16 protein-coding genes are annotated in these 20,356 nt (G+C 65.2%); 12 read left to right on the top strand and 4 right to left on the bottom strand.

Translation table 11 applies throughout. The features are described 5' to 3' along the window. Positions 1 to 447: carboxymuconolactone decarboxylase family protein (locus tag WAO18_RS15370; protein WP_422207117.1), on the bottom strand; the 447-nt coding region annotated here is incomplete at its 3' end. A gap of 165 nt (positions 448 to 612) precedes the next feature. On the opposite strand from WAO18_RS15370, the gene WAO18_RS15365 reads away from it, so the two are divergent. Genes WAO18_RS15365 through WAO18_RS15355 form a run of 3 tightly spaced genes read left to right on the top strand, consistent with a single transcriptional unit; the run spans position 613 to position 3,659 of the window. Beyond that, positions 613 to 1,851, top strand: coding sequence for a hypothetical protein (locus tag WAO18_RS15365; RefSeq protein ID WP_422207116.1), 1,239 nt, complete (start codon positions 613 to 615; stop codon positions 1,849 to 1,851). Then, positions 1,848 to 2,993, top strand: a complete 1,146-nt coding sequence (locus WAO18_RS15360) for a sulfotransferase family protein (protein WP_422207115.1) — start codon at positions 1,848 to 1,850, stop codon at positions 2,991 to 2,993. Before WAO18_RS15365 ends, WAO18_RS15360 begins: the two co-directional genes overlap by 4 nt. A gap of 12 nt (positions 2,994 to 3,005) precedes the next feature. Beyond that, positions 3,006 to 3,659 carry a TetR/AcrR family transcriptional regulator gene (locus WAO18_RS15355; RefSeq protein WP_422207114.1) on the top strand — a complete coding sequence of 218 codons (654 nt, stop codon included), beginning with the start codon at positions 3,006 to 3,008 and terminating at the stop codon, positions 3,657 to 3,659. 13 nt (positions 3,660 to 3,672) lie between these two features. Here WAO18_RS15355 and WAO18_RS15350 read toward each other — a convergent pair whose 3' ends face one another. Continuing rightward, the gene (locus WAO18_RS15350) at positions 3,673 to 4,482 is read right to left on the bottom strand and encodes an SDR family NAD(P)-dependent oxidoreductase (protein ID WP_422207113.1); all 810 of its coding nucleotides are present in this window, start codon (positions 4,480 to 4,482) and stop codon (positions 3,673 to 3,675) included. A gap of 90 nt (positions 4,483 to 4,572) precedes the next feature. Between WAO18_RS15350 and WAO18_RS15345 the strand changes: the two genes are divergently transcribed. From WAO18_RS15345 to WAO18_RS15325, 5 genes are all read left to right on the top strand, one after another. Next, positions 4,573 to 5,565, top strand: a complete 993-nt coding sequence (locus WAO18_RS15345) for an NAD-dependent epimerase/dehydratase family protein (RefSeq protein WP_422207112.1) — start codon at positions 4,573 to 4,575, stop codon at positions 5,563 to 5,565. A 26-nt stretch (positions 5,566 to 5,591) separates the two neighbouring features. Further along, positions 5,592 to 6,161, top strand: a complete 570-nt coding sequence (locus WAO18_RS15340) for a TetR/AcrR family transcriptional regulator (protein WP_422207111.1) — start codon at positions 5,592 to 5,594, stop codon at positions 6,159 to 6,161. 67 nt (positions 6,162 to 6,228) lie between these two features. After that, positions 6,229 to 6,711 carry an FAS1-like dehydratase domain-containing protein gene (locus WAO18_RS15335; RefSeq protein WP_422207119.1) on the top strand — a complete coding sequence of 161 codons (483 nt, stop codon included), beginning with the start codon at positions 6,229 to 6,231 and terminating at the stop codon, positions 6,709 to 6,711. Beyond that, on the top strand, positions 6,701 to 7,168 hold the full coding sequence (locus WAO18_RS15330) for a MaoC/PaaZ C-terminal domain-containing protein (protein ID WP_422207110.1): 468 nt from the start codon (positions 6,701 to 6,703) through the stop codon (positions 7,166 to 7,168). The genes WAO18_RS15335 and WAO18_RS15330 overlap by 11 nt, the downstream gene beginning before the upstream one ends. 3 nt (positions 7,169 to 7,171) lie before the next feature. Continuing rightward, a complete protein-coding gene (locus WAO18_RS15325) occupies positions 7,172 to 7,696 on the top strand; it encodes a maleylpyruvate isomerase N-terminal domain-containing protein (RefSeq protein ID WP_422207109.1) in 525 nt (174 codons plus the stop codon). On the opposite strand, the gene WAO18_RS15320 is transcribed toward WAO18_RS15325, so the two are convergent. Beyond that, positions 7,693 to 9,165 carry an aldehyde dehydrogenase gene (locus WAO18_RS15320; RefSeq protein WP_422207108.1) on the bottom strand — a complete coding sequence of 491 codons (1,473 nt, stop codon included), beginning with the start codon at positions 9,163 to 9,165 and terminating at the stop codon, positions 7,693 to 7,695. The genes WAO18_RS15325 and WAO18_RS15320 overlap by 4 nt on opposite strands. A 104-nt stretch (positions 9,166 to 9,269) precedes the next feature. Here WAO18_RS15320 and WAO18_RS15315 point away from each other — a divergent pair, with 104 nt between their 5' ends. Then, positions 9,270 to 10,073, top strand: a complete 804-nt coding sequence (locus tag WAO18_RS15315; protein ID WP_422207107.1) for an enoyl-CoA hydratase/isomerase family protein — start codon at positions 9,270 to 9,272, stop codon at positions 10,071 to 10,073. Next, the gene (locus tag WAO18_RS15310) at positions 10,063 to 11,415 is read left to right on the top strand and encodes a lipocalin-like domain-containing protein (RefSeq protein WP_422207106.1); all 1,353 of its coding nucleotides are present in this window, start codon (positions 10,063 to 10,065) and stop codon (positions 11,413 to 11,415) included. The genes WAO18_RS15315 and WAO18_RS15310 overlap by 11 nt, the downstream gene beginning before the upstream one ends. A 15-nt stretch (positions 11,416 to 11,430) precedes the next feature. Here WAO18_RS15310 and WAO18_RS15305 read toward each other — a convergent pair whose 3' ends face one another. After that, entirely contained in the window at positions 11,431 to 13,119 is a 1,689-nt protein-coding gene (locus WAO18_RS15305) for a serine/threonine-protein kinase (RefSeq protein WP_422207105.1), read from the bottom strand. A gap of 122 nt (positions 13,120 to 13,241) precedes the next feature. Here WAO18_RS15305 and WAO18_RS15300 point away from each other — a divergent pair, with 122 nt between their 5' ends. After that, positions 13,242 to 14,465: a low temperature requirement protein A gene (locus tag WAO18_RS15300; RefSeq protein ID WP_422207118.1), complete on the top strand. Its 1,224-nt coding sequence runs from the start codon at positions 13,242 to 13,244 to the stop codon at positions 14,463 to 14,465. Between the two features lie 579 nt (positions 14,466 to 15,044). Next, on the top strand, positions 15,045 to 20,356 hold a 5,312-nt coding region (locus WAO18_RS15295), incomplete at its 3' end, for a fatty acid synthase subunit beta domain-containing protein (protein WP_422207104.1).

The following is a 20,356-nucleotide window of genomic DNA, read 5'->3' as shown; positions in this document are numbered from 1 at the left end:
GCCGAGTTCGATGATTTGCGCTGCGGTGAAATGCTTTCCGAGACGTTCGTAGAACTCGCCGTCAATTGAATGGTGGTCGGCAGAGAGTCGGTCGATGAATTCGACGGCGATCTGTTCTTGCGGCGTGAGCTTGCCCTGGGCCGGTGTCAGCAGGCAGGCGACGTCCTCGTCGGTGATGGAATCGTGTTTGCGTGACTGGCTGCACGGTTCGCATTCGCCGAGTTGTGCACTGCGGATGCGGAGGAGTTCCAACAGTCGACCGCCGAGCAGAGTGTCGGCGCCAAGGTGGGTGCGCGCCATGTTCACCTGGGCGAGCTGTGCGCTGCGGTAGGCAAAAATCTGTAACGGAACCGGCGTCGCGTAGAGACCGTCGGTGACGCCGGCCTCGACGATTTCGCGTGACTGTGCACTGAGTTCGGCCATCGGAATTGGCGCGATGCGTGGCATGGATTGACATTAACGCCGGTGGGCTTCGTTGCACAGCACTAAGTCCGATCTCGGGTTGACCGTCCGTTGACAAGTCGGCAGCGCAGTGTGATAGTCGTTCTGAGCTTATCTGAAAACGCCATTCTCAGGTGGCCACCCGTCGATGCTGACCGATACGGAGGAAGCATGACCGACGAAAACACGGCAACGGCATGGCGGAATCCGCTTGCCTGGCTGCCATTCTCCATCGCCGAAGCGGCGTTGTCGGGCGATGCCGGTCAGGACGTCGAGCTGGCCACCGCCTGGGACCACCTGCAGGAGCGGTTGACAGCGGCCGGGGAACTGGTGGCATCCAGTTCCGTCAATCGCAACCGGTTCGACTACGCGGCGGGGATGCGCCACCTGATGGTGCTGCTCGCGGTGGGCATCGACGTGGCGCTGCGGGTGGACCCGGATCCGGTTCTCGCGGTGGTTCCGGCCAGCATGGACGACAACGTCACATGGGGCATGGAGTGCCCGGACTGCCTCTACATGAACGCGACCTTGCGCGCAGGCGAGACGTATCGGCTGTTCGGTAACCGGGGCACGGCGCGGTACGTCGGTCTGCAGACCATGGACGGCATTTCGGCGACCGCTAACTGCCTCGTCGATGATCTCGACGTCGACGCCGACGGCAACTTCGAGGTAATCCTCTCCTTTGACGAGGGCGCGGGACTCAGGCTGGCCGGCGATCATCCAACGCTGACCGTGCGGCATTTCTTCTACGACTGGGACACCGAAGTGCCATCGTCTCTGCAGATCGAGCGTATCGGTGCTGAGGTCCCGGCGAAGGATCGTTCTGTTGCGCCCGATGTCTCGGTTTCGCGGCAGCTGCGCGCGCTGGGCGAGTTCGTCTACGACAACTTGAAGTTCTTTCTGGATTTCGGCGGCATGGCTCAGCCAAACAGCTTCGTGCCGCCCATGGACATGACCGATATGGGCGCCGCTGCCGAGAACCGGCCTGTCATAGGGCGTTTCGAGCTGGAACCGGGCGAGGCGCTGATCCTCGAGGTCGAGCCGCCCAAGGGCGTGTACTGGAGTTACTCGTTGGGCAATCCGTGGTTGGAGACCATTCATTACGGGCGCCACCAGTCCAGCCTCAACGGGCATCAGGCCGTCGTCGACTCCGATGGCGTTGTGCGCGTTGTCGTCTGCGCGCAGGATCCCGGGGTCGCGAACTGGCTCGACTCGGCGGGCCACAGCAACGGTGCGATCATCCTGCGTTGCGTACGCACGGAGAGCGCACCGGTGCCGGCTACCCGCGTGGTGAAGTTCGACGACGTCGTGTCGACGCTCCCGCCCGGCACGGCGATGACGACACCTGCAGAGCGCGGCGAGGTTATCGAGGCGCGCCGTCGATCGGTCCACGAAAGGTTTCATCGATGACGTTCTCCGCAGACGAACTCGAGGACGGTGCCCGCGCCGCTACGGGTTTGGACGACTTCGGCTCGCCCTACTACCGCGAGGGTTTGGAGCGCACCGTCGACGCGCTGAACAACGAAGCCGACCTCAACGATCTGGGCCGGGTCATGCAGCACGCGACGACCAGCAATGCACTTATCCAGCGGCTCAAGATCATCGACACCTACAAGCGCAGTCCCGAGATCGCCGACGAGGTCATCGACGGTCCGGTGGTTGTCATCGGCCTGCCCCGCACCGGCACCACGGCGTTGAGTCACCTGGTGGCGGCCGATCCGCAATTCCGGTCGCTGCGGACGTGGGAATCGCAGGCGCCCACGCCGCCGCCGGAGGACGCCACCCGGCACACCGATCCACGGATCGCCCAATGCGCTGAGGGTCTCGCGATGATCGACCAGATGTTCCCGGACTTCAAAACCATGCTGAACTCGGAACCCGAAGCCGCGACCGAGTGCCAGGACCTGATGGGAATGAGCTTCCGCACCTTCCACTTCGACGGCGTCGTCCGTGTCCCGAGTTATGTCGAGTGGTTGATCGAGTGCGACATGCGAGAGACCTACGCCTTCCACAAAGACGTGCTCAAACTGCTGCAGTGGCATTGCAAGCCCAATCTGTGGCATCTGCGCACACCGGTGCACATGTTCGCGCTGGACGCCTTCGTCGATGCCTATCCGAACGCCAAATTCCTGTGGAGCCATCGCGATCCGGCGAAGGTGTTGGGTTCGGTGTGCAGCCTCATCGGGTACGTCCGCAGCTGGAGCAGTGACCGCAAAGACCCGAAAGAACTTGGCGCCGAACAACTTGCCTGGTGGTCGGAAGGCATTACCCGCGCCATGGATTTCCGGAAGAAATTCGGTGACGATCGTTTCGTCGACGTCTCGTTCGCCGACCTGCAAACCGAACCGGTGAAGACGCTGGCAAACAGTTACGAACAGCTTGGTCTCGCTTTCACCGATTCCGCTCGGGACACCGTCCAGAAGTGGGCCGACGAGCACAAGCCCGGCCACCGTGGCACGCACAACTATGAACTCGCCGATTACGGCTTGTCCGCCGAGCAGGTGCGAGAGGCGTTCAGTGAGTATCTCGCAACCTACGACGCGTCTGCCTGACTCGGCGGCGTCATGAAGACCGTCGAGGCGGTGGGCGGCAGGAAGCTCGAACCCGACGCGCGGGTCCGTCGCGCAATTTTGACGGCTGCATCGAAAGTCGTTCGTGAGGAAGGTGTTCGCGCGCTCAGCGTCGCTGAGGTGCTGGCCCGAACACGGCTGAGCACCCGAGCGTTCTACCGGCACTTCGATTCCAAGGATCAGTTGGTGTCGGCCGTGTTCTTGGAGATGGCGCGCACAGAGATGATGCGACTGGAACAGAAGATGGCGACCACGGGCGATCCGGTTCGTGCGGTTGCAGCTTGGATAGCCGGCCGGCTCGACTTGGCCTTCGACGACCAGATCCGATCGGATTTGCGCCAGATGTCATTGGAGGCCCAATCGCAGATGTTCGCTTCGCCGGAACTGATCGGCCCCGCGTACCAGGAGATGCTGCGACCTCTGGTCGACGAAATCGAGCGCGGTAACGACCTGGGAGCCTTTCCGGGTGTCGATCCGATGAGCGAGGCGCTGTCAATACACGGTGTCGTATGGGCCAACGTTGAGCGCCAGTGGTCGACGGGGTGCTGCGATCCGCGCGAGATATCCACACGCGTTCAACGGTTTTGCCTGCGCGGGCTTGGTGTGGCGCCGGCCGTGATCACCGAAGTGCTTGACGAGGTTGATTAGCGACAGCGGGCGCTCACCCGCTCGGCCCGAGGACATAGTCGCCGGTGACCGGGTGGTGATACCAGCCAGAGGAGGCCTGGGTTCCTCCGTCGACGTGAATAGTTTGCCCGGTGATGTAGCTGGACATGTCCGACGCGAGGAACACTGCAGCACCGGCCATTTCATCGACGTGGCCCGCTCGGCCCATCGGGACGGTACTGCCGAACCGTTGCTCTGAACCTGCTGGGGCGATCGCCATGATGCCCTCCGTCAAGGTGATGTCGGGTGCCAGCGCGTTGACGCGAATGCCGTGGGGTGCAAGCTCGAGTGCGGCGGTCTTGGTGTAGTTGATGACACCGGCTTTCGCCGCCGCGTACGTCGCGTAGCCCGGCGCCGCTCTGCAGCCCTCGATCGAGGTCACGCTGATGATGCTGCCCGACAGGTTCTGTTCGACCAGCCCGCGTGCCACCCGCTGGGTGCACAGGTACACGTGCCGCAAATTGGCCTTGTAGAGCGCGTCCCAGCCGTTCTCGCTGGTCTCGAGAATCGACGAGTAGAACACCCCGCCGGCGTTGTTGACCAGGATGGTCACCGGCCCAAGTTCAGCGACCGTGTGCGCCAGCGCGGAGTCAACCTGTGCGCTGTCGCGCACATCGGTGGATATGCCGAGAGCGCCGATCTCTTCCGCGGCGGCCGTGCACGACTGCGGGTTGCGCTCCCAGATCGCCACGGATGCGCCGAAGGCCGTCAGTCCCGCCGCGATGCCCCGGCCGATACCCGCGCCACCACCGGTGACGACCGCGACGCGACCCACCAGGGACGTAATTGAGGGATCAATAGACATGGTCAAACACTAGATCAAATGCCTGCTAACGTGTTACGTTTTTTACGTTGAATGTCTTTTTTGTAACAACCCTGGGGAAGGGCTGCCGCGATGGCAAGCACTGTTTTCGTGACCGGAGCCACTGGCCAAACCGGGGCCAACGTCTGCGCACAGCTGATCGAGCGCGGCGACAATGTTCGAGCTCTGGTGCGCAACCCGGATGAGGCCGTTGCGTTGGCCGAGATCGGCGTCGAGTTGATCAAGGGCGACATCTCCGACCCCGACGATGTCTCTCGGGCAGCCAAAGGGTCCGAGGCCGCCATCCATTGCGCGGCGCTTCTTGGTGGGGCGAGTCAGGACTTGGAGGACTTCAAGGCCGTCAACATGCGTGGCACGACAAATGTGCTGGACGCCGCAAAAACTCACGACATGCGTCGCGTGGTGGCGTTGAGTACCGCGACCTTCTTCAACCTGAGCACCGACCGGCCTTTCGAGGAGGCGCCCGTCCTCGAGAATCCGCCCGGCGATCCCTACACGGTGACAAAACTGGCCGCCTTCCTGGAGGCACACAAACGCGCCGAGGCCGGCGACGATGTGCTCACCTGTCATCCGGGTGCGATCTTCGGGCCGGGTCTGGTCGTCGAGCGGGCGCTGCACCGAACCAGCTTCAACCGGGTCTTGTTGGCCGGCATGCGCGGTCGGATCGAGCGTTATCTGGCATTCCCGGTGACCTGGGTCGCGGGCGCAGATGTGGCCGCAGGATCCATCGCTGCCCTCGATCGCGGAGTGGCCGGCGAGCGTTACTTGTTGATCGGCCGGAGCGAGGAGACTCTCAGCACGGCGGCCGGTATCAACCGCGCATGCGAGATCGCCGGGATCGACCACCGCGTAGAGGATCTCGACTATCGCTCCGATCCGGAGGCCTTGACCCGGGAGTTCGGTCCCACGTTGATGGCGATCGCCGAGGCCGCGGCCAAGGACGTGCGGGCACCCCGGCCGACCGACAATCTCACGAGCCGCCGGCTCGATTACCACCCGATGTCGTTCGACGACGGCCTGCGTCTGCTCATTCCGTGGTTGCGGAAGCTAGGTCGCCTCGAGTGAACGGCCGCAATTCCGGGACGCCGCCGGTGACGGTCGAACCCCTACGACCCGGTCCCGATCGGCGGGATCTGAGCGAACGCATACTCGATGCCGCGCGACAGTTGGTGGTCCAGCAGGGGGCGCGCAGGCTTTCGCTATCCGAAGTGGCAACGCTGGCCGGGGTCTCGCGGCCGACCATCTACCGCTACTTCGTCTCCAAAGAGGACTTGATCGACGCTCTGGGAAAACTCGAATATCGGCGCTTCAACGCCGCGATGGACGACGCCGTCTCGGCTGCAGCGAGCGGCGAACGATTGGAGGCGGCAATCGACGTGGTAGCGGCGTTCCTGGAGGATCAACCACCACGTTCCCTCATCGACCTCGAGCCGGGATTCGTCAACGAGCAAATGGCGCAGGTGCTTCCGATGGTGACGGACGCGTTGGTCGTGGTTCTGACCCGATGCGCCGATGAAGATGGCCGTGTTCGTTCTACGGCACCGGCTGACCTGGCGGCCGCGATCGCTCGAACAGCAATGAGCCACTACATCTTTCCCGAATCCGACCAATCGGCTGCGCGACGCCAGGTCCGCGCCGCCGCCGGTCTGCCCGCCCGCTGAAAGGAACTCAGTGGCTGAAGACATCAGTTACAAATACGCGTTCGGGACCTACGAGGACGCGCTGAAGATGGTGGGCGTACGTACCAAGCCCCGGGTCGCGGGGACGGTAGTCAGTGGTGCCCGGATCCAGCATTTCGCCTCGTTGGTACAGGACAGCAACCCGGCGTATTGGGACATCGACTTCGCTACCCGAGCATGGGGCGGGCTCGTCGGCCCGCCGGCGTTGCTGATGGGCTGGCTGATTCCGCAACCCTGGATCCCCAACGGTGTTCGGCCGACTGCGGGGATCGTGATCCGGGTTCCCTTGCCCGGCAGAACCTTTGTGAACGCATCCAACGAAGCAGAATTCCTGATTCCGGTGCTCGAGGGTGATCGGCTCTCGGTCGTAGAAGAAGTGGTTTCGGTGTCGCCCGAGAAGGCCACCAAACTTGGTGTCGGACATTTCGTTGAAACGCTGGACACCTTCCTGCGCGGCGACGGAGCCGTGGTCGCGTTGAACCGCAACACCCTATTCCGCTTCAATCCCACGGAGGTATCCGATGGCCGCTGAATCGGGACACGGCGCCGGCTTTCGCCGATTGGACTGGCAAGCGTTGACGGTTCCGATCGAGTTGCCCGAGGTAGTCGACGAAATCAGCTACGAACGGGTGGTGATGAACGCCAGCGCGACGTGGGACTATTTCCCCGGCCATTTCGACCCGGAATACGCGAAGCGCCAAGGTCATCCGACGATCTTCATCAACACTATGCATCTCGCCGGATTCGTCGACCGGGTAGCCACCGACTGGGCCGGCCCGTACAGCAGGGTCGCACGGCGCAAGATCGCGCTGGCGGGTTCGATCTATGCGGGCGACACGATGATCGGTCGGGGAACGGTTGTCGCCAAGCGATGCAGCACCTCCGGACCGAAGCCACAGTATTTCGTTGACCTGGAGATCACTGTGTCCAATCAGCGGGGGGAGCTCTGCTGTCCCGCCGAGATCACCCTCGAGGTGCTGGAGCCATAACTGATGAGCGCATTGGGCGAACAGCACCTGGCGGTGTGCCGACGGTTCGGTGATTCGGTTCGCGCGGCGAACGGAAAGTGGGACCGTCGCTCACCGTGCGATGCCTGGGATGCCAGGGCAGTGCTGGAGCATGTGATCGGTTTTCATGATGTGCTGCTGCTGCGGCCGCTGGGACTCAAGCCCGACCGCCCGCGCGACGATCCGCAGCGGCGATGGGAGCTGACCTACCAGCAGCTGGAGACGGCGTTCGGACTCGATATCGGGCCGGACGCTGCGGCGCTGCTGCCGAACGTGACTCGCGATGTGTTGGTGCACACCTGGGACCTGGCCCGGGCGGTCGGCGCCGATGACCGGTTGGACGCCCGCTACTGCGAGTCGTTCTACGCATCCTTGCCTGACGACCCGAACGCGCTCGTCGGCACCGGGATGTTCGGTGCGGCGGTAGCCGCGGGTGATCACACCGACGTGCAATCGAAACTTCTTGCCCGGCTGGGCCGTAACCCCAGCTGGCATCCGCCTGAGGGTTAGCCGGGCAGCGGCGGCATCGCGCCCTTGCTGATCACCGACTGCAACTCGACGTACTCGTGCAGGCCCTCGGGACCGAACTCGCGGCCGAGGCCCGACTGCTTGAAACCGCCGAACGGACTTCCGATGTCAAGGGTGTACATGTTGATGCCGTAGGTTCCCGCTCGCACGCTCGCGGCGACTTCGAGGCCGTGCGCGATGTCGGCAGTCCACACGGATCCGGCCAGGCCGTAGTCGCTGTCGTTGGCGATGCGGACCGCGTCTTGCTCGTCGCGGTAGGTCAGCACGCTGAGCACGGGGCCGAATATTTCCTCGCGCGCAATACGCATGTCGTTGGTGACGTCGGTGAACAGGGTCGGCTGCACATACCAACCACGGCTGAGCGGCGCGTCTTCGCCGCCGAGGACCATCCGAGCGCCCTCTTTCACCCCGGACCGGATGTAGTCCTGAACCCGGGCTTGTTGGCGTTGGGCGACGAGGGGCCCAACGTCGGTCGCCTCATCGGTGGGATCGCCGACCTGCAGGCCCGACATCATCTCGGACAGTGCGTCGACAACCTCGTCGCGACGGCGATCGCTGACCAGGATGCGGGTCTGCGCCACGCAAGCCTGACCGTTGTTCATCAGGCTCGCGGACTTCAATTCCCGCACCGTTTTACCGATATCGGCATCGTCGAGAATGATCGCCGCCGACTTGCCGCCAAGCTCCAGGCTCACCCGCTTGAGTTGCTCGCCGCACAGCGTGGCGATCCGGCGCCCGACGGCACTGGACCCAGTGAACGAGATCTTGTCCACCCCGGGATGGCGCACCAGCGCCTCGCCGACCTCGGTGCCGCCGGGAAGCACCGACACCACCCCCTCGGGCAAGTCCAGCTGCTCGATCATTTCGGCCAACCACAAGGCATCCAAGGGTGTTTCGGGTGCAGGCTTGACGATCACCGGGCAGCCCGCGATCAGCGCGGGAATCAGCTTGGGCATGATCAAGAACTGCGGCACGTTCCAAGGCACGATCGCGCCGACCACGCCAACCGGAGCGCGATGCAAATGGACTTCGCCGAGCACGCCGTGGCGGCGCTCCTTCCACGGGAAGTCGCGGGCGACCGCCAGCGTCAGGTGGATCATCGAGGCCGCCGCGGCGGCCTGACCCAGTCGACTGAAGCTGCGCGGGGATCCCATCTCGTCGGTGATCAGGTCGGCCATCTCGTCGAGATGGGCCGAATAGATCGTGGCCAGCTGTTCGACCTTGCGCATGCGCTCCTGCGGATCAAGCCGAGGCCATGGGCCGTGGTCGAAGGCGTGGCGGGCGGCAGCAACCGCGGCGTCGACGTCCGCGGGAGTCGCCGCGGGAACGTCGCCCACCGGACTTTCGGAGTGCGGGGAGATGACCGTCAGGCGTTCCTCGGTGGACGGCTTGCGCCATCGTCCTCCGATGAAAAGCTGGTCGTAGCAACGGTGGTCACGGGTTTCCGGCATGGGGTACCACCTCTAAAAGGCGACGGCAACTTCGCTATTGATGCTAACATAGCAAAAAAGACGAGCCGCCTGGCATCTGCCGTGGATCAATTTGTGAAGGCGACGTGAGCGACGAACTTCGGGTGACTGCGGACGGCGCCGTCCGCATCGTGACGATCAATCGCCCCGACCATCTCAATGTCGTCAATGCCGCCCTGCACCACAAACTGCTGGACGTCTGGCGCGATCTGGAGCGGGACAGCGGTGCCCGTTGCGTGGTACTCACCGGAGCCGGCAAAACCTTCAGTGGCGGAGGCGATTTCGCATTCCTGAAGGCTCAGCATCGTTCGCTTTCGTACCGCTACGACATCGCGGCTCAGGCGGCGGACATTCTGCACGCGATGATCAATTTTCGGCTGCCGGTGCTGGCCGCGGTCAACGGCCCGGCCGTGGGCCTGGGCGCGTCGCTGGCGTTGTGTTGCGACCTGGTGTTGATGTCTGAGCGCAGCTACCTGTGCGATCCCCACGTCTCGATCGGCCTGACCGCAGGCGACGGTGGAGCACTGCTATGGCCCTACATGACCAGCCTGATCCGCGCCAAGGAGTACATCTATACCGGCGAGCGCATCCCGGCCGAACTGGCGGTGGACCTGGGTCTGGCCAATCGGGTCACGACCGCAGAGACGCTGATGGAACAGGCGCTGCAACTGGCTACCCGGTTGGCGGACCAGCCGGCTCGCGCGTTGCAGACCACCAAGCGGGCGTTCTCTAAGCACCTTGCTCAGGCAGCGATTGCGATCATCGACTACGGGCTGGCTGCCGAAACGCTCGAGCTGGGTGCCGACGACCACATCGAGAAGGTGCGGGAGTTCCTGGGAGCAGACAAGTACGACGCGATCGACACCCCCGAGGCAGGACATGAACACTGAGTGGCGCAAATATCCGTTCAAGCTGGTGTCAGGCGACAGCGCGCTGGATTTCCCGGCCGCCGAGGGATTGCATGACGACCAGGAATCCGATACCTGGTTCATCGCCGGCGAGTTGACCGGGGCGACGGGTCGCTCGTTCGCGTTCCTGACCATCTTCAACAAAAACCGCCCAGGCGGCACGGTGGTCGCCGATTTCTACACGATATCGGTATTCGATTGCGATACAGGCGAATACGGTACCTATACCGATTACGACATGCCTCCGAAGAACATGCAACCGGATGCGCGTCCGAAGATGACGATGGCCCCCGGCTACCTCGACATCCATTACGAGAGCAGTGCCGGGCCGGTGGCGTGGACAGCCTGCCGAGACGAGGATGGCGAACTGCGGCCCTACACCTACCGGGTCAGCCTCCGCGGTGTCGACCAGACGGGCCAGGCGATGGAATTGGATTTGGACGTCACTCCGACGCGGGCGCCGGTGCCGGTGGGCGCAGACACCTACGACGGCAAGATCACCTGCTTCGGTCAGGACGACACCTACTCGTACTTCCAGACCGGGATGGCGATGCGCGGATCACTGCGCTGGGGCGACCTGCACGAGGAGGTCAGTGGCAGCGCGGGACACGTTGACCGGCAGTGGTTTCCCAGATACGCCGGCGGCGGGGGAACCGGGGGAGACCCGCGAGCCAGGTCGCACGAATGGCGCACGATCAACTTGGACAACGGCGTCGACATGAGCATCTGGCGCCAGTTCGATCGGCTGGACGGCAATGCGCCACAACCATTTACGGGTGTGACGGTGAGTTATCCCGATCCGGACAAGGCTCCGGAGTGCGGGGAGGACGTCGATGTCACGGTAAGCAGCTACGTCCGCTGGCCTGATTCAATCCGGCCGCTGGTGCGGCCGCCGGCCCCGAACCGGTTCATGCCGGATCGCCACCGACTGCAATGCGCCAGCTTGCAACTCGACCTCACCGGTGAGCCCATGGTGCCGGCGCCCGCGCATGGCCTGCCGATCGAATACATGGAGGGTCCGTATCGCTACCACGGAACGATGCGTGGAGAACCGGTGAGCGGCTTCGCGTTCTACGAACGTTCGCTGGCGCTGTATCGCGATTGGGAGCTGATCGACGTGCTGGCGTCCGCGGTCGAGAATCTCAGCGGAGCCGACCCGGAATTGGCCGATGCGGTCGATCAGCTGCGCCCGCTCATCGCAGCGGGAAATCGGCCGCAGGCACGAAAGTCGTTGCAGTCCATGCCCGCAGCTCTACCTGCGGACAGCGCGCACTGCCGAGATGTCATCAACGCGATGATCCGGGTGCTGTCGGCCGGCGATTGACGACTGCCGTGCCGGTCACCCGCCCGGCGGTTCCCAGGCGGACCCTCCCGGGGTGCGGACGCAGTTCACCGGACCGCCGGAGTTCGACACGGCGGAGGAGCCCTCTGCGCCGCAGGGCATGCCGACAGCCGGCCGGGTGTCGAGGCCGTTGGGTGGATTCGCTGACGTCGATGTCGGTTGAGTCAAGTGCGGAACCGGTGTCTGCGCAGGCGAGTTCACCGGCGCAGTGGTAGTTACCCGCGGCACAACCTTGGTGGTCGTGGGCCGGGTCGTCACCGGCGCGGGCGTAGTGACGACGGGCTTCGGGGCGACCACCGGAGGCGCCGCTGGCGGCGGGGGCGGGGGCGCGATGAGCGCCGGCGGTGCGACGGTCGTTGCCGACATGGGGACCGCGGGCTCGGCAGAGGAGGTCTCGACGTTGGTTGGGTTTTCGTCGGATTGAGAAGCCGTGCGCAGCGCCTTCACGCCGAAGAACCAGGTCAGCAGCACGACCGCGACAACAGCGGCGATCGCCGCTGAGTGGTGCAGTCGGCGCTTGCGTGCCTCGGCCGATCCGTCGGCGTCAACGTCATCATCGTCGATTAGGTCATCGGGCACCTTGGGCGAAACGGATGTACCCGAATTGCCACTACCGTTTTTCGGCAAGCCATTTGGGGGAGCAGTCGCGGCGTGCCTTTGAGCCGCGGGCCTGGCGACCGTGTCGGACTTCGGCGCCGCGATGCGCTTCGGCGCCGCGGTGTGTTTTGGCGCCGCGATGTGTTTCGGCGCTGCAACGGGCGTGGTGGCCGCAGTGTCGGTGGGCTCACCGGCTTCGCGGAAAATGGACGCCGCACGTAGTTCGGATGTGGCGCGAATGTGTGACCGCGTACCGCCATTCGACTCGAGTGCCTTGGCGAAGTCGCGACCCCGCCGGTATCTGTCCATGGGATCTTGCGAAAGTGCGCGGGCGAAGATCGCGTCGAATTCGGTCAGGTCGGGTCTGACATCGCTTGGCCGGGGCGGACGTTCGTTGAGGTGCTTACTGACCACCACCGACGGATTGAAGTGGGCAAACGGGGGTGATCCGGTCAAGAGGTGAAATGCGCTGGCGGCCAGAGCGTATTGGTCGACTCGGCCGTCGAACTCGTCGCCCAGCAACTGCTCGGGCGCGGTGTAGCCGGCCGTTCCGATGAACATGCCGGCCCGGGTCAGCGTGTTGTGGGCGCCCTCCGGGCGCGCTACGCCGAAGCCCGTCAACGCAATTCGTTTTCTATCGGTCGGCGATTTGCCGACCAGGATGTTGCCGGGATTGACGTAGCGGTGCACTACCCCTTGGTCGTGGGCGTAGTCCAGGGCCTCCGCGATCGCGGACACGATCTCGATAACCATCCTCGGCGGCATGCCGTCGGGGTGGCTTTCGCCCAACAACTGGGCCGAGTCGGCGCCATCGATGTACTCCGTCGAGAGCCACAGCTGGTCCTCGAACTCCCCTCGATCGATGAGGCCGGCGATGTTCGGGTGCCACAGCGCTGCAGCCTGATCGGACTCCTGGTCGAACCGCTCTCGGTAGTCCAGATCGATGGAGGTTTCCGCCGGGATCAGGTGAAGCACCACCTGGCGTGGAAGCCGCGGATGCTCGGCCACGTAGAGCTCACCGAACTCTTCGTATCCGAGCTGCCGGACGATATTGAATCCGGCGGCTGTCGCTCCAATGACCAGCGGCATGGGGAGATGGTACAGACCAGCGCCAGAAAGCCAGGGCATCCGGTGCAACAGGTGAGAATGTTTGCGTGAGCGCACCCAGAAGCCACCAGACCAGCGCGGCCCTCGCGCATCGGCTTCGCCCGATGTCGGGCCGCGACCCCCACGAGCCACATCGGGTGGCCACTCCACTGGAGTTGCTGTTCGACCTGACGTTCGTCATCGCCTTCAGTGTCGCCGCCTCCCAACTAGCGCACATGTTGGCATCGGGTCACGTCAGCGCCGGGTTGGCCGGCTTCGGGTTCGCGACATTCTCGGTGTGCTGGGCGTGGATTAATTTCAGTTGGTTTGCCTCGGCCTATGACACCGACGACTGGGTGTACCGCCTGACCACGATGTTGCAAATGGTGGGCGTCCTGGTTCTCGCACTGGGGATTCCGCAGGTGTTCTCGTCGATCGCCGAGGGTCAGCACATCGACAACCGGGCCCTGGTCGCCGGTTACGTGGTAATGCGGGCCGCCATGGTAATCCAGTGGCTGCGGGCAGCCGGGCAAGATCCCGGCCGCAAGGCCGCCTGCCTGACTTACGCGGCGACCATCACCGTGGCGCAAGTCGGGTGGGTAGCCATAGCGATCGTCAACAGCTCGTTGGAAACCACCTTCATCCTGTTCACCGTGATGATTGCCATTGAGATGAGCGGGCCACTGCGTGCCGAGAAGCGGATGGGCGGAACGCCATGGCACGCACATCACATCGCCGAGCGCAACGGGCTGCTGACGATCATCGCGCTCGGTGAAGGCGTGGTCGGGACGGTCGCATCGCTGTCGGCGGTGGTCGCCGAACAGGGGTGGACGACCGACGCCGTACTGGTGGCGGTCGCGGGGACCGGTCTCACCTTCGGCATGTGGTGGATCTACTTCGTGGTCCCGATGGCTGACCTGCTGCAGGCTCACCGCGATCGCTCGATCGGCTACGGCTACCTCCATGTCGTGGTGTTCGGATCCATCGTCGCGACCGGCGCGGCGTTGCATGTCGCCGCCGACTACATAGAGCACCGGTCGGCGCTCGATTCGGTCGCCACGGTCGTGGCGGTCGCGACGCCGGTCGGTGTGTACGTAGCCGCGGTGTACGGGACCTATCTACTGCTGACCCGAACGTGGGACGGCTTCTATGCCTCCGTCGTGCTGATCACGCTGTCGGTGCTGCTCGTGGCGGTCGGGCTGGCATCCGCGAGGGTTTCAATGCCGCTGTGTCTGCTGGTGGTGACGGCGGCGCCGGCGGTCGTCGTCGTCGGTTTCGAGTCCCGCGGGTACCAGCGGACGGCGAATGCGCTGGCTAAGAGCGCGGAATCGGCCACCCACCAGTGGTGATGCAGATGTGACGAGTGGGGTCGGAATCAACAACATCTGCAAGCCGCAATTAGGCCAGCGGGCTAGAGCTGACTCGTGGGTAAGTTTCCAGCAAACTTCTGGCGAGCGGCGCGGTGGCGCGATTCTCAACAGTCGCCCCGCGACGTCTCGTCACTCGTAGAGCGCGACGTCAGATAGCGCGCAAATTTTTCAGATAACGATTGCATAACAATACTGCCTTGATCTGCGCAGTTATAGCTACTCAACCGTAACCACCTGCACGCAGCAGGTTTGGTCCGGACGCCGTCAGCGGCCGATGAGCGGACTGTTACCCAGCCCACCATTACTCGCGCGTAGAACTCACCAGTAACCAATTTGCGCAGGAAACCCCGAGGTTTCTTATGACACTCTTAGTGCAGCCGATAACGCCCCTTGGCTTGACCCGCGGAAGCCGGGTCGGTCGAGATGCGGCCGATTGGATCGCCGATTGGATCAGGGGCGCAATCGGCATTTCGACGGCATTTACGGGGCAGCGCGGCTCTGGCACGCAAGCGACGGGTAAGCGCTTTGACGGATAAGCGCTTTGAGGGAGATACACACGTGACGATCTATGAGCACCATCGAGTGTCCGCTGACCGCGACGGGATGACCGGGGATACTCATGCGCTCGTTGATCGTCTGACTGCCGGCGAGGCCTACGCCGTCGCCTTCGGCGGCCAGGGCGGCGCGTGGTTGGAGACGCTGGAAGAGCTGGTCTCGTCGTCCGGTATCGAGTCCGAACTGGCGACGCTGGTCGGCGAGGTGGATCTGCTGCTCGAGCCGGTCGCCAGCGAGCTGGTCGTCGTCCGGCCGATCGGCTTCGAGCCGCTGCCTTGGGTGCGCGCTCTCGCCGCCGAAGACCCGGTTCCGTCCGCCAAGCACCTGACCTCGGCGGCGGTATCGCTGCCCGGCGTCTTGCTGACCCAGATCGCCGCGATCCGAACGCTGGCCCGTCAGGGCATGGACTTGATGGCCACCCCGCCGGTAGCCGTCGTCGGGCACTCGCAGGGAATCCTGGCCGTAGAGGCTCTGAAAGCGGCGGGAGCGCGCGATATCGAGCTGCTGGCGATGGCGCAGCTGATCGGGGCGGCGGGCACGCTGGTGGCACGGCGACGCGGGATCTCGGTGCTCGGCGACCGCTCGCCGATGGTGTCGGTCAGCAACGCCGACCCCGAGCGCATCTACCGATTGCTCGAGGACTTCGCCCAAGACGTCCGGACCGTCCTGCCGCCGGTTTTATCGATCCGCAACGGCCGGCGTTCGGTCGTCATCACCGGCACCCCCGAACAGCTGTCCCGCTTCGAGTTGTACTGCAAGCAGATCTCCGAGAAGGAAGAAGCCGACCGCAAGAACAAGCTCCGCGGCGGCGACGTCTTCGCGCCGGTGTTCGACTCGGTCCAGGTCGAGGTGGGCTTTCACACTCCACGGCTCGCCGACAGCATCGACATCGTCGGCGAATGGGCGGAGAAGGTCGGCATCGACGTCGAGCTGGCCCGCGCGATGGCGGAGGCCATCCTGGTCCAGCCGGTCGACTGGGTCGACGAGGTGATCAGGGTCCACGAGGCCGGCTCCCGCTGGATTCTCGACCTGGGCCCCGGCGACATCCTGACCCGCCTGAGCGCTCCCATCATCCGCGGTCTCGGCATCGGGATCGTGCCCGCGGCCACCCGCGGCGGCCAGCGCAACCTGTTCACCGTCGGGGCTGTTCCGGAGGTGGCTCGGCCCTGGTCGAGCTACGCCCCGTCGGTGGTCAGCCTGCCCGACGGCCGGGTCAAGCTTTCGACGAAGTTCACCAGGCTGACCGGCCGGTCGCCGATCCTGCTGGCGGGGATGACCCCGACCACGGTCGACGCCAAGATCGTCGCGGCCGCGGCCAATGCGGGGCACTGGGCTGAGCTGGCCGGCGGCGGGCAGGTCACCGAGCCGATCTTCAACGACCGCATCGAGCAGCTCGCCGGGCTGCTCGAGCCGGGCCGCACCTACCAGTTCAACGCGCTGTTCCTCGACCCGTACCTGTGGAAGCTGCAGGTCGGCGGAAAGCGGTTGGTGCAGAAAGCCCGCCAGTCCGGCGCCGCGATCGACGGAGTGGTCGTCAGCGCCGGCATCCCTGAGCTGGAAGAGGCCGTCGAGCTGATCGAGGAGCTCAACGAGATCGGCATCTCCCACGTGGTGTTCAAGCCGGGCACCGTCGAGCAGATCCGCTCGGTCATCCGTATCGCCACCGAAGTGCCGACCAGGCCGGTCATCATGCACGTCGAGGGCGGGCGCGCCGGCGGCCACCACTCGTGGGAAGACCTCGACGATCTGCTGCTGGCCACCTACTCGGAGCTGCGGTCCCGACCCAACATCACGGTCTGCGTCGGCGGCGGCATCGGCACTCCCGAACAGGCGGCTGAATACCTGTCCGGGCGCTGGGCCCAGTCCTACGGGTTCCCGCTGATGCCGGTCGACGGCATCCTGGTCGGCACCGCCGCGATGGCCACACTGGAGTCCACCACCTCGCCGTCGGTCAAGCAGATGCTAGTCGACATTCAAGGCACCGATCAGTGGGTCGGCGCCGGAAAAGCCCAGAGCGGCATGGCTTCTGGCCGCAGCCAACTCGGCGCGGACATCCACGAGATCGACAACACGGCTTCGCGCTGCGGGCGGCTGCTCGACGAAGTCGCCGGGGACGCCGATGCGGTCGCCGCGCGCCGCGACGAGATCATCGCCGCGATGGCCAACACCGCCAAGCCGTACTTCGGCGACGTCGGCGACATGACCTACCTGAAATGGCTGCAGCGCTACGTCGAGTTGGCCATCGGTGACGGCGACAGCACGGCCGACACCGCCGCGCCGGGCAGCCCCTGGCTGGCCGACACCTGGCGCGAGCGGTTCGAGCAGATGCTGCAGCGTGCCGAGGCACGGCTGCACCCGCTCGACTCCGGGCCGATCGACACCCTGTTCGGCGAAGCCGCACTCCTGGAACGCCCCGACGAGGCCATCGCCGCGCTGCTCGCCCGCTACCCGGACGCCGAGACGGTCACGCTGCACCCGGCCGACGTCCCGTTCTTCGTCACGCTGTGCAAGACGCTGGGCAAGCCGGTCAACTTCGTGCCGGTGATCGACAAAGACGTAAGGCGTTGGTGGCGAAGCGATTCGCTGTGGCAGGCACATGACGCCCGCTACGACGCCGACCAGGTCTGCATCATCCCCGGCACCGCTGCGGTCGCCGGTATCACCCGACTCGACGAGCCGGTCGGCGAACTGCTGGACCGCTTCGAGCAGGCCGCAATCGACGACGTCCTCTCCACCGGTGCGGTACCGGCCGCGGTCACCGCGCGGCGGCAGGGCCGCATCGACGTGCGCGGCCCGCTGGCCACCGTGCTCGATGCACCGGACGTGCTGTGGGCCGGCCGCGTTGCCACCAACCCGGTGCACCGCATCGCCGACCCCGGCGAATGGCAGGTGCACGACGGACCCGAAGAGTCCCGAGCCACTCATTCCTCCACCGGGGCACGCCTGCAAACCGAAGGCGACCACGTCGTGCTGAGTGTGCCGATCGCCGGTGTATGGATCGACATCCGATTCAGCCTGCCCGCCAGTACAATTGACGGCGCAATCCCGGTGATCCGCACCAAGGACGCGATCGAGGCCATGCGTTCGGTGCTGGCGATCGCCGCGGGTGCCGACGGCCCGGACACCCTGCCGCGGGTGCACAACGGCACCGCGACCGTGACCGTGCAGTGGGACCCCGAGCGGGTTGCCGACCACACCGGGGTCACCGCAATCTTCGGCGAGCGGTTGGCGCCGACCCTGACCACCGTGCCCGACGCCCTGGTCGGCCGCTGCTGGCCCGCGGTGTTCGCGGCCATCGGTTCCGCTGTTACCGGTACCGGCGTCCCGGTTGTCGAGGGTCTGCTGAGCCTGGTGCATCTGGACCACGCCGCTCATCTGGTTGCCGCACTGCCAAAGGTGCCGGCCGAATTGACCGTCACCGCAACGGCTTCGGTTGCCACCGACACCGAAGTCGGTCGGGTCGTCCCGATATCCGTGACGGTCGCCGGCGCGGACCGCACGGTGCTGGCCACCATGGAGGAGCGGTTCGCGATCCGTGGCCGCACCGGACTCGTCGAGCTGACCGACCCGGTGCAGGCCGGCGGCGCGGTCTCCGAGAACGCCACCGACACTCCGCGGCGTCGCCGTCGCGACGTCACCCTCACCGCGCCCGTCGACATGCGGCCGTTCGCGGTGGTGTCCGGTGACCACAACCCGATCCACACCGATCGCGCGGCTGCGTTGCTGGCCGGCCTGGATTCGCCGATCGTGCACGGCATGTGGCTGTCGGCCGCCGCGCAGCACGTGGCCACCGCCACCGATGGCCAGGCCCGGCCGCCGGCTCGACTGATCGGCTGGACGGCACGCTTCCTTGGCATGGTGCGTCCGGGGGACGAGGTGGACTTCCGTGTCGACCGTGTCGGAATCGACAAGGGCGCAGAGGTTTTGGAAGTCTCCGCACGCATCGGTTCAGACTTGGTGATGTCCGCGACCGCGCGACTGGCCGCTCCGAAGACCGTCTACGCCTTTCCTGGCCAGGGCATCCAGCACAAGGGCATGGGCATGGACGTCCGGGCCCGCTCCAAGGCCGCCCGCAAGGTGTGGGACGACGCGGACAAGTACACCCGTGAGACCCTCGGCTTCTCGATCCTGCATGTGGTGCGGGACAACCCGACCAGCTTGATCGCCAGCGGCGTGCACTACAACCACCCTGAGGGCGTGCTGTACCTGACGCAGTTCACCCAGGTCGCGATGGCGACGGTGGCTTCGGCGCAGGTTGCGGAGATGCGCGAGCAGGGCGCGTTCGTCGAGGACGCGATCACCTGCGGTCACTCTGTCGGCGAGTACACCGCGCTGGCCTGCGTGAGCGACGTCTACGGACTGGAAGCGTTGCTGGAGACGGTGTTCCAGCGCGGGTCGAACATGCACGACATCGTGCCGCGCGACGAGCTGGGTCGGTCCAACTACCGGCTGGCCGCGATCCGGCCGTCGCAGATCGATCTCGACGACGCTGACGTGCCCGAGTTCGTCGACGAAATCTCGCGACGCACCGGAGAGTTCCTGCAGATCGTCAACTTCAACCTGCGTGGCGCGCAGTATGCGATCGCCGGCACCGTTCGCGGTCTAGAGGAGCTGGAGGCCGAGGTCGAGCGGCGTCGCGAAATCTCGGGCGGGAAGCGGTCATTCATCCTGGTGCCGGGTATCGACGTGCCGTTCCACTCCGAGGTGCTGCGGGTCGGCGTCGCCGAGTTCCGCCGCTCGCTGCAACGCGCGATGCCGCGGGGCAAGGACCCCAAGGTCATCATCGGGCGCTACATCCCGAACCTGGTGCCGCGGCCGTTCAGCCTGGAGCGCGACTTCATCCAGGAGATCCGGGATTTGGTGCCGGCCGAGCCGCTCGACGAGATCCTCGAAAATTACGACGACTGGCGCAATGAGCGCCCGTTCGACTTGGCGCGCACGGTGATCATCGAACTGCTGGCGTGGCAGTTCGCCAGCCCGGTGCGTTGGATCGAGACCCAGGATCTGCTGTTCACCGAAGAGGCAGCCGGCGGTCTGGGCGTGGAGCGGTTCGTCGAGATCGGTGTGAAGTCGGCGCCGACGGTCGCGGGGTTGGCCACCAACACCCTCAAGCTGGCCGAATATGCCCACAGCACAGTGGAAGTACTCAACGCCGAGCGCGACGCCGCGGTGCTGTTCGCCACCGACACCGACCCCGAACCCGAGGACGTTCTCGAGGTCGACGAGCCGACCGCAGACTCCGCCGCCCCGGCTGCGGACGCCGCGCCCGCTGCTGCTCCGGCCGCGCCGGTCGCTCCGTCCGGCGCCCCACGGCC

The organism is Mycobacterium sp., assembly GCF_049278535.1.
Lineage (GTDB): Bacteria > Actinomycetota > Actinomycetes > Mycobacteriales > Mycobacteriaceae > Mycobacterium.
This window is presented reverse-complemented; position numbering and strand designations above follow the sequence as displayed.